6 protein-coding genes are annotated in these 7,382 nt (G+C 73.3%); all 6 read right to left on the bottom strand.

Translation table 11 applies throughout. The annotated features are described in order from the left end of the window. Positions 1–47: 47 nt before the first annotated feature. The 6 genes from ACGLYG10_RS11665 to gmk all read right to left on the bottom strand — a co-directional run bounded on the left by ACGLYG10_RS11665 (position 48) and on the right by gmk (position 7,361). Positions 48–2,126, bottom strand: coding sequence for a primosomal protein N' (locus ACGLYG10_RS11665; RefSeq protein WP_170866508.1), 2,079 nt, complete (start codon positions 2,124–2,126; stop codon positions 48–50). 23 nt (positions 2,127–2,149) lie between these two features. Further along, entirely contained in the window at positions 2,150–3,364 is a 1,215-nt protein-coding gene (gene metK, locus ACGLYG10_RS11660; protein ID WP_073332029.1) for a methionine adenosyltransferase, read from the bottom strand. A gap of 64 nt (positions 3,365–3,428) precedes the next feature. After that, positions 3,429–4,727 (bottom strand): class I SAM-dependent methyltransferase, encoded by a 1,299-nt coding sequence (locus ACGLYG10_RS11655; RefSeq protein WP_073332028.1) that lies wholly within the window; start codon positions 4,725–4,727, stop codon positions 3,429–3,431. A 166-nt stretch (positions 4,728–4,893) separates the two neighbouring features. Further along, positions 4,894–6,249: a bifunctional phosphopantothenoylcysteine decarboxylase/phosphopantothenate--cysteine ligase CoaBC gene (gene coaBC / locus ACGLYG10_RS11650; RefSeq protein ID WP_139240967.1), complete on the bottom strand. Its 1,356-nt coding sequence runs from the start codon at positions 6,247–6,249 to the stop codon at positions 4,894–4,896. 32 nt (positions 6,250–6,281) lie between these two features. Continuing rightward, positions 6,282–6,689 carry a DNA-directed RNA polymerase subunit omega gene (gene rpoZ / locus ACGLYG10_RS11645; RefSeq protein ID WP_073332023.1) on the bottom strand — a complete coding sequence of 136 codons (408 nt, stop codon included), beginning with the start codon at positions 6,687–6,689 and terminating at the stop codon, positions 6,282–6,284. A gap of 96 nt (positions 6,690–6,785) precedes the next feature. Next, a complete protein-coding gene (gene gmk, locus ACGLYG10_RS11640; protein ID WP_073332021.1) occupies positions 6,786–7,361 on the bottom strand; it encodes a guanylate kinase in 576 nt (191 codons plus the stop codon). Positions 7,362–7,382 lie beyond the last annotated feature (21 nt).

Here is a 7,382-nt window from a genome sequence, read left to right as displayed (position 1 = left end):
CGGTGTTGGGGGCGGGGGCGGGGGCTGCGCTGCTCATGGTCTCCTGCCTACCACAGGACGGTCGGGTCGAGTTCGACGCGCACCGGCTCCTCCCGGTGCACGGAGGCCTCGCGCATCTGCAGCTGCAGGAAGGCGGCCAGTTCGCGGCCCCGCGCCAGGGGGGCGCGGATCAGTCCCCGCATGTTCGGCGGCTGGGCGCCGGATGTGGCCGCGCCGGAGTCGGTGGGGCCGCCGTGCTGGGGGGCGGCGACGGGGCCGAGGGCCTCGAAGCCGGCGGCACGGGCCTGCTCGAACAGGTCCTCCAGGCGTGTACGCGGACCGTCGAGGCGGGCCGCCCGCCAGGCGGGCGGCAGGTGCAGCTGGGCGCGTTCGGCCAGCTCGCGGCGGGCGAATCCCGCGTGGTCCCAGCGCACCAGGGCCTGCGCGGCCACCGGGTGCGGGCGGCCCAGCAGCACGACGGCGGCGTCGGGGTGGGCGAGTACGGCCGCGTTGGTCCACTGGCGCATGGCCTCGCTGGCGGCACCGAGATCGGGGCGGGAAGACAGGGCGGCCCCGTCCAGCAGCAGCACCGCCCAGTAGCCGCCGTCGGCCACCGGCTCCGCGCCCGGGGTGGCGATCACCAGGCGCGGGCGGGCATCGACGCCGGCGATCACGCCGTGGTCCTCCCGCGCCCCTGAGGTGACCACGGGGACGCCCGGGAAGGCGCGCCCCAGTTCCTCGGCGGTGCGGGTGGTGCCCACATGCACCATGCGCAGGCGGGTGTGGCCGCACTCCGGGCAGGTCCAGTTGGCGGTGTTCCGCCCGCACCAGCGGCAGGTGACGGTGCCGTCGCGGCCCAGGGCCAGGGGGCCGGAGCACACCGGGCAGCGGGCCACGGTGCGGCAGCGGGCACACGCCACCAGAGGGGCGTATCCTCCGCGCGGCACCTGCACCAGGGCGGGGCCGCGTCGCAGTGCCTCGCGCAGCGCGCGGTGCGCGAGTGAGGGGATGCGGGCGGCGCCGGAGGGCCCCTCCGCCTCCAGTTCGGGAGCGCCGGGCACCTGCACGCGGGCGACGGCGGCGCGCATGGTCTCCCGGTGCGCGTGCAGGTCGGTGGCCCAACCCTGCTCGATGTAGGCCTGGGCCTCCACCGAGCGGGAGTAGCCGGCGATCAGCAGGCCCGCGCCGGACAGGCCCGAGCGCAGGGCCAGCACCGTGCGGGCGTGAATGTAGGGGGCGCGCGGCTCATCGAGCCGGTCGTCGCCGTCGTCCCAGATGACGGCCAGGCCGGGATTGTGCACCGGGGCGAAGGCGGCGCCGCGCGTGCCCACCACCACCCGGGCACGGCCGGTCAAGGCCCGCAGGAATGCCCGGTAGCGGCGGGCGGGCCCGTGCTCGGCGGACAGGGTGACCACGGCCTCCCCATCCAGGGCGTCGGTGAGTGCGGCGGCCACCGCCTCGGCCCGTTCGGTGGTGGCGACGATCACCAGTACGCCGCGGCCTCCGGCGAGGGTGGCGCGAGCGGCGTCGGCCACCAGTCGGGTCCAGGTGGCCACCAGCCCGGGACGCCCCGGCAGGGCGGTCCACACGGCCCGGGGGGCCTGACCGGCGGCCAGGCGCTGGAGGAATGCGGGCCCGCCGGCGTAGGCCGCCCAGGCGTCCGCCGGGGGCGGCGACCAGTGGGGGGCGGCCGGTGCGGGGCGATCGCGTTCGTCCCGCTCGGTGGTGGCGTGCCGGGCGGGCACGGCCAGCCGGATCACGTCGGAACGCACCCCGGCGGTGCGGGCGGCCACCGCCTCGACCAGGCGCATGGTCTCGGGGTTGAGCACCGGCAGGTCGGAGACCACGCGGCGGATTGGGGCCAGCCGGCCGGGGTGGGTGGTGGTGTCACCGCGCTCCCAGACCCAGCCGTGCAGGTCCTGGCGCCCGAAGCGGACCACCACGCGAGTCCCGACGGCGGCGGCCACATCCAGTTCGGGGGGAACCAGGTAGTCGAACAGGCGGTCCAGGTGGGGCACCGCGGTCTCCAGCAGGACGCGTGCGACCGGCTGGGACACGCCGGCACCGGCCACCCGCCGGGTGGCGGTGGCGGGGGCGTCCAGGAGCACGCCCTGTGCGGGCGCGCCCGCGGTGACGGCGTCGCCCATGGCCTCCTCCCCGACCCGCGCCGTCAGCAGGCCGCGCGCAGCGCGTCGGCCCGGTCGGTGTTCTCCCAGGTGAAGCCTGGCCGCCCGAAGTGGCCGTAGGCGCTGGTGGCGCGGTAGATCGGACGCAGCAGGTCCAGGTCGCGCACGATCGCGGCCGGACGCAGGTCAAACACCTGCTTGATGGCGGCGGTGATCTTGCCTACGGGCACGGTCTCGGTGCCGAAGGTCTCCACGTACAGCCCGACCGGGTGGGCGGAGCCGATGGCGTAGGCGATCTGCACCTCGCAGCGCTCGGCCAACCCGGCGGCGACCACGTTCTTGGCCACCCAGCGCATGGCGTAGGTGCCCGACCGGTCCACCTTGGAGGGGTCCTTACCGGAGAAGGCGCCGCCCCCGTGCCGCGCCATGCCACCGTAGGTGTCCACGATGATCTTGCGGCCCGTCAGGCCGGCGTCCCCGGCGGGGCCGCCGATGACGAACTGGCCGGAGGGGTTGACCAGGATGTCGGCGTCGGCGGTGGCGAGCTTCAGGCCCTTGGCCTCCTCCGCCTCCAGCACCGGGCGGATCACCTCGCGGGTGATGGCGTCGGTGAGGGCCGGGCGGGTGCGGTCGGGATCGTGCTGGGTGGAGATCACCACCCCGTCCAGCGACACCGGGGTGTCGCCGTCGTAGCCGATGGTGACCTGCGTCTTGCCGTCGGGGCGCAGGCCGTCCACGATGCCCTGCTTGCGCACGTAGGCCAGGCGCTCGGCCAGGCGGTGGGCCAGGTGGATGGGCAGCGGCATCAGTTCGGCCGTGTCCGTGCAGGCATAGCCGAACATGAGGCCCTGGTCGCCGGCCCCCTGGAAGTCCAGCGGGTCTAGGTCCCCGGCGTCCTCGCGCACCTGCAGGGCCTTGTCCACGCCGGCGGCGATGTCCGGAGACTGCTGGCCGATCGACACCGACACCCCGCAGGACGCACCGTCGAAGCACACCTCGGAGGAGGTGTAGCCGATGGAGACGATCTCACTGCGCACGATGTCTGGAATCTCCACATAGGCGCTGGTGGTCACCTCACCGGCCACATGCACCAGGCCGGTGGTCACCATGGTCTCCACCGCGACGTGCGCGGCCGGGTCCTGGGTGAGGATCGCGTCCAGGATCGCGTCGGAGACGCGGTCGCAGATCTTGTCCGGGTGTCCCTCGGTGACGGACTCGGAGGTGAACTGCCGCAGGGAGTTCGTTGCCTTACGTGCCATATGTGTTGTGGTCCTTGTTGGTCGGTGGGTGCGGGGGCGTGGGTGAGTCGAGTGGTTGCGCGTCTCAGGCGTCCCACCAGGGACGCAGAGGATACCAGTGGCCGCCGGTGTCCTCATCGGGGCGGACGGCCAGGAACTGGTGGATCTGAATGTTGTTGCGCTCAAAGTTCCAGCGGGCGCCGGCCATGTACAGGCCCCACAGGAGCGCGGTCTGGGAGCCGCCGGACTCGACGGCCTCGTCCCAGTGGGCCTGCAGGTTGCGGCACCAGTGCTCCAGAGTCAGCGCGTAATGCTGGCGCTGGTTCTCCGCATGCACGATCTCCAGGCCGGCGTCGTGCAGGTGGGTCATCACCACGCCGGGGGCGGCGAGTTCGCCGTCGGGGAAGATGTAGCGGCCGACGAAGGCGCCGGCGCCGTTGCGTTGGCTGGTGTCGCGCCGGGTGATCTGGTGGTTCAGGAGCCGTCCGCCGGGGCGCAGCAGGGAGAACATGATGCGGAAGTACTCGTCGTAGTGGCGCACGCCGACGTGCTCCATCATGCCCAGTGAGCAGATGCCGTCGAAGTCGCGCTCCGGCACTTCCCTATAGTCGATGACCCGCGCCTGCGCCAGGTCATCCAGGCCCTCACGGGCGAGCCAGGCGTTGGCCCAACGGGCCTGCGGCTCGGACAGGGTCACGCCGATGGCACGGATGCCGCGGCGGGCGGCGGCGACCAGCACCGAACCCCAGCCGCAGCCGATGTCCAGCAGCCGCTGCCCGGGGGCCAGGTCCAGCTTGTCCAGCACCAGGTTGATCTTGCGGCGCTGCGCATCCTCCAGGGATGTGTCCGGCGAGTCGAACAGGGCGCAGGTGTAGGTCATGGACGGGCCCAGCACCAGCGAGTAGAAGCGGTTGGACCGGTCGTAGTGGGAGGAGACCGTGTCCTTGTCCGCCGCCTCGGTGTGGGGGCGCGCGCCGGCCAGGGCGCGGCGCCAGGCCGGCGGGGTCTCGATCTCCGGCACCTCGGGGCGGTGCAGTCCCTCGTGGCGCAGCAGCCGAGAAATGGTGCGCATGCCCGCCGGGGTGGGGCGGCGCAGGTGTTCCTTGCACGCCTGCAGGCTGTCGAAGGCGGCATACGGGTTACCCGGTTCAACGCCGGACGCGATCAGCTCGCCGGTTATGTAGGCGCGGGCCAGGCCGAGATCCCCGGGGGCGGTGGCGAGATAGTTCAGGGCGCGCGGCGACTTGACATGCAACTCCAGGCCGGCGTCGCGCGGGCCGACGGCGGAACCGTCGTAGGCGGTGATCCGCAGGGGCAGCGGGGGCGTGGTCACCGCCTTCACCATGTCGGCCACAGTGGGGGTGCTCGTCCCGTTCCTCGTCATGCAGGTCACTTCCGTGCGCGTTGCAGCTAGGGCGGGGCCTCGCGCGGTGCCCCGCCCGCTCATCGTATGACCGCGTCACCGGCGCCTGAAGCGCACGGGCGGGATCGGATGTGGAAACGGCCGTGAGAAACAAGACGCCGGCGGCGGCTCCGAGGCGCGGGGATGGTCAGACGGAGGGGTGCCGGCCACTCAGGCGGGCGGCGATCAATTCCACCAACGCCTCGGCGACCTCCTGCTTGGTCCCCTGCGCTCGGGCGACCTCCGTGCCGCCCGCGTCCAGGACGACGACGGCGTTCGGCACGTCGCCGAAGCCCTGGTCGGTGCCGACGGCGTTCACGGCCAGCAGGTCGGCACCCTTGCGGCGGGCCTTGGCGGCACCATGCGCCAGCACATCACCATCCGCGTCCCCGGTCTCGGCGGCGAAGCCCACCACCAGGGTGTGTTCGCCGTCCTGGCGCGGCGGGTCGGTGACCAGGCCGGCCAGGATGTCGGGGTTCTCCGCCAGGGGGATGACCGGCGCCGCCTGCCGTACCGGCTCGCCCGTGCCGCCGGAGGTGCGCAGTGAGTGCTTCTTGAGCTTGGTGTCGGCCACCTCGGCGGGCCGGAAGTCGGCGACGGCGGCAGCCATGACCACGGCGTCGGCGTCCACGGCGGCGGCGCGCACCGCATCGTGCAGCTCCATGGCGGTGGTGACCGGCACGATGTCAACCTGGGGCGGTAGTTCTGCCAGTACCCCCGGCTCCGCGTGCGCCGACACGACGGTGACGCGGGCGCCGCGGGCGGCCGCAGCGGTGGCGATGGCACAACCCTGCCGACCCGAGGAGCGGTTGCCGAGGTAACGCACCGGGTCCAGGGGCTCGCGGGTGCCGCCGGCGGAGACGACCACGTGCCGGCCGGCCAGATCACCCGGGGTGCCCGCAGCTGCGGCGGCCGTGTCCCTGGAGGCGGCATCGAGCGCGGCCAGGGCGCGGGCGACGATCTGCTCGGGCTTGGGCAGGCGTCCGGCCCCGTAGCCGGAGCCGGTCAGGGGGCCCGCGTCCGGGTCGATGATGGTCACGCCGCGCCGGCGCAGGGTGTCCACGTTGTGGCGGGTGGCCGGGTGGTTCCACATTTGGGTGTGCATGGCCGGCGCCATCACCACCGGCGCGGTAGTGGTCAGCAGGGTGGCGGTGAGCAGGTCGTCGGCCCGGCCGGCGGCGGCCCGGGCCAACAGGTCCGCGGAGGCGGGGGCCACCAGCACCAGTTCGGCCCACTCCCCCATCTGCACGTGCGCGACGGCGGCGGCGTCGTCGAAGACCCCGGACTGCACCGGCGCGCCGGTCACGGCCGCCAGCGCCGGGGCGCCGATGAAGCGCAGCGCGGCCGCCGTGGGCACGGTGCGTACCTCGTGTCCGGCCGCGCGCAGCAGCCGGATGATGGACGGGGCCTTGTAGGCGGCGATGGAGCCGGACACCCCCACGACGATGCGCCGCGCCCGGGGCGCGTGTGCGTCCCGGGCGCGGGTGGTTTGCGGGTTCACGATAATCCTGATCGGTGACGCGGCCCGTGGGGCCGTCAGAACTGGATGTCGTCCAGGCCGGTGGCGGTGCCCGGCTCGTCCTGGCCGCCCAGGTCGATCGGCGCGTCCAGCGAGATGTCGGAGAACATGTCCTCCTCGGCGGCGCGGCGGGCCGCCTCGGCCTCGGCGCGCCGGGCGCGGGCCTCATCCCCGGAGATGACCTGGAGCTTGTCCTCGGCGACCTCGCGCAGGGCGATGCTCAGGGCCTTCTCCTCGTTGTCGGCCTCCACCAGGGGGCCGAAGTACTCGAACTGGTTGTCCTCCAGCTGCTGGTTGTAGCTGTTGATCTGCCGGGCGCGCTTGGCGGCCTCCACCACCAGCCCGTACTTGGAGTCGACCTTCTCCAGGAGGTCGTCAATGGGAGGGTTGGTGATTCCCTCGGGGTCGGCAGAGGTTCCGAGCATGTGCTTGTCTCCCAATGTGTTCTGGTACCGGATCGGGTGCGAGCCTGGCCGGATGCGTGCACACCCGGCGCATCACCGCACCGCAAGCACCCTAGTCTAGCGGCTCAGCCCGAGCACGTCCTCCAGCTCATCCGTGGCACGTGCCACGGTGTCGTTGACAATGGTGCGGTCGAACTCGTCGGCGGCGGCCAACTCCACTCGGGCGGTTTCCAGCCGGCGAGCGCGCTCGGCCGGGTCCTCGGTGCCGCGCCCGGCCAGGCGGGAGACCAACTCCTCCCAGCTGGGCGGGGCGATGAAGATCAGCTGTGCCTGCGGCATGGAGGCGCGCACCTGCCGGGCGCCGGCCAGGTCGATCTCCAGCAGGGCGGGGCGGCCGGCGTCGAGCTGCTCCTGCACCGGGCGGCGGGGGGTGCCGTAGCGGTGGGTGCCGTGCACCAGCGCCCACTCCAACATTTCGCCGGCCGCCACCAGGCGGTCGAATTCCGCATCGGAGACGAAGTGGTAGTGCACGCCGTCGCGCTCACCGGGTCGGGGGGCGCGGGTGGTGGCAGACACCGAGACGAACAGGTCGGGGTGGCGACGCCGCAACTCGGCGACGAGCGTGCCCTTCCCCACGGCGGTCGGCCCGGCGATGACGGTGAGGCGGGCGGGCGGCACCTGGGCTGCGGTCATGGGCACATCATGCCTTCTTCC

The sequence above is a fragment of the Actinomyces glycerinitolerans genome, assembly GCF_900098745.1.
Lineage (GTDB): Bacteria > Actinomycetota > Actinomycetes > Actinomycetales > Actinomycetaceae > Actinomyces > Actinomyces glycerinitolerans.
This window is presented reverse-complemented; position numbering and strand designations above follow the sequence as displayed.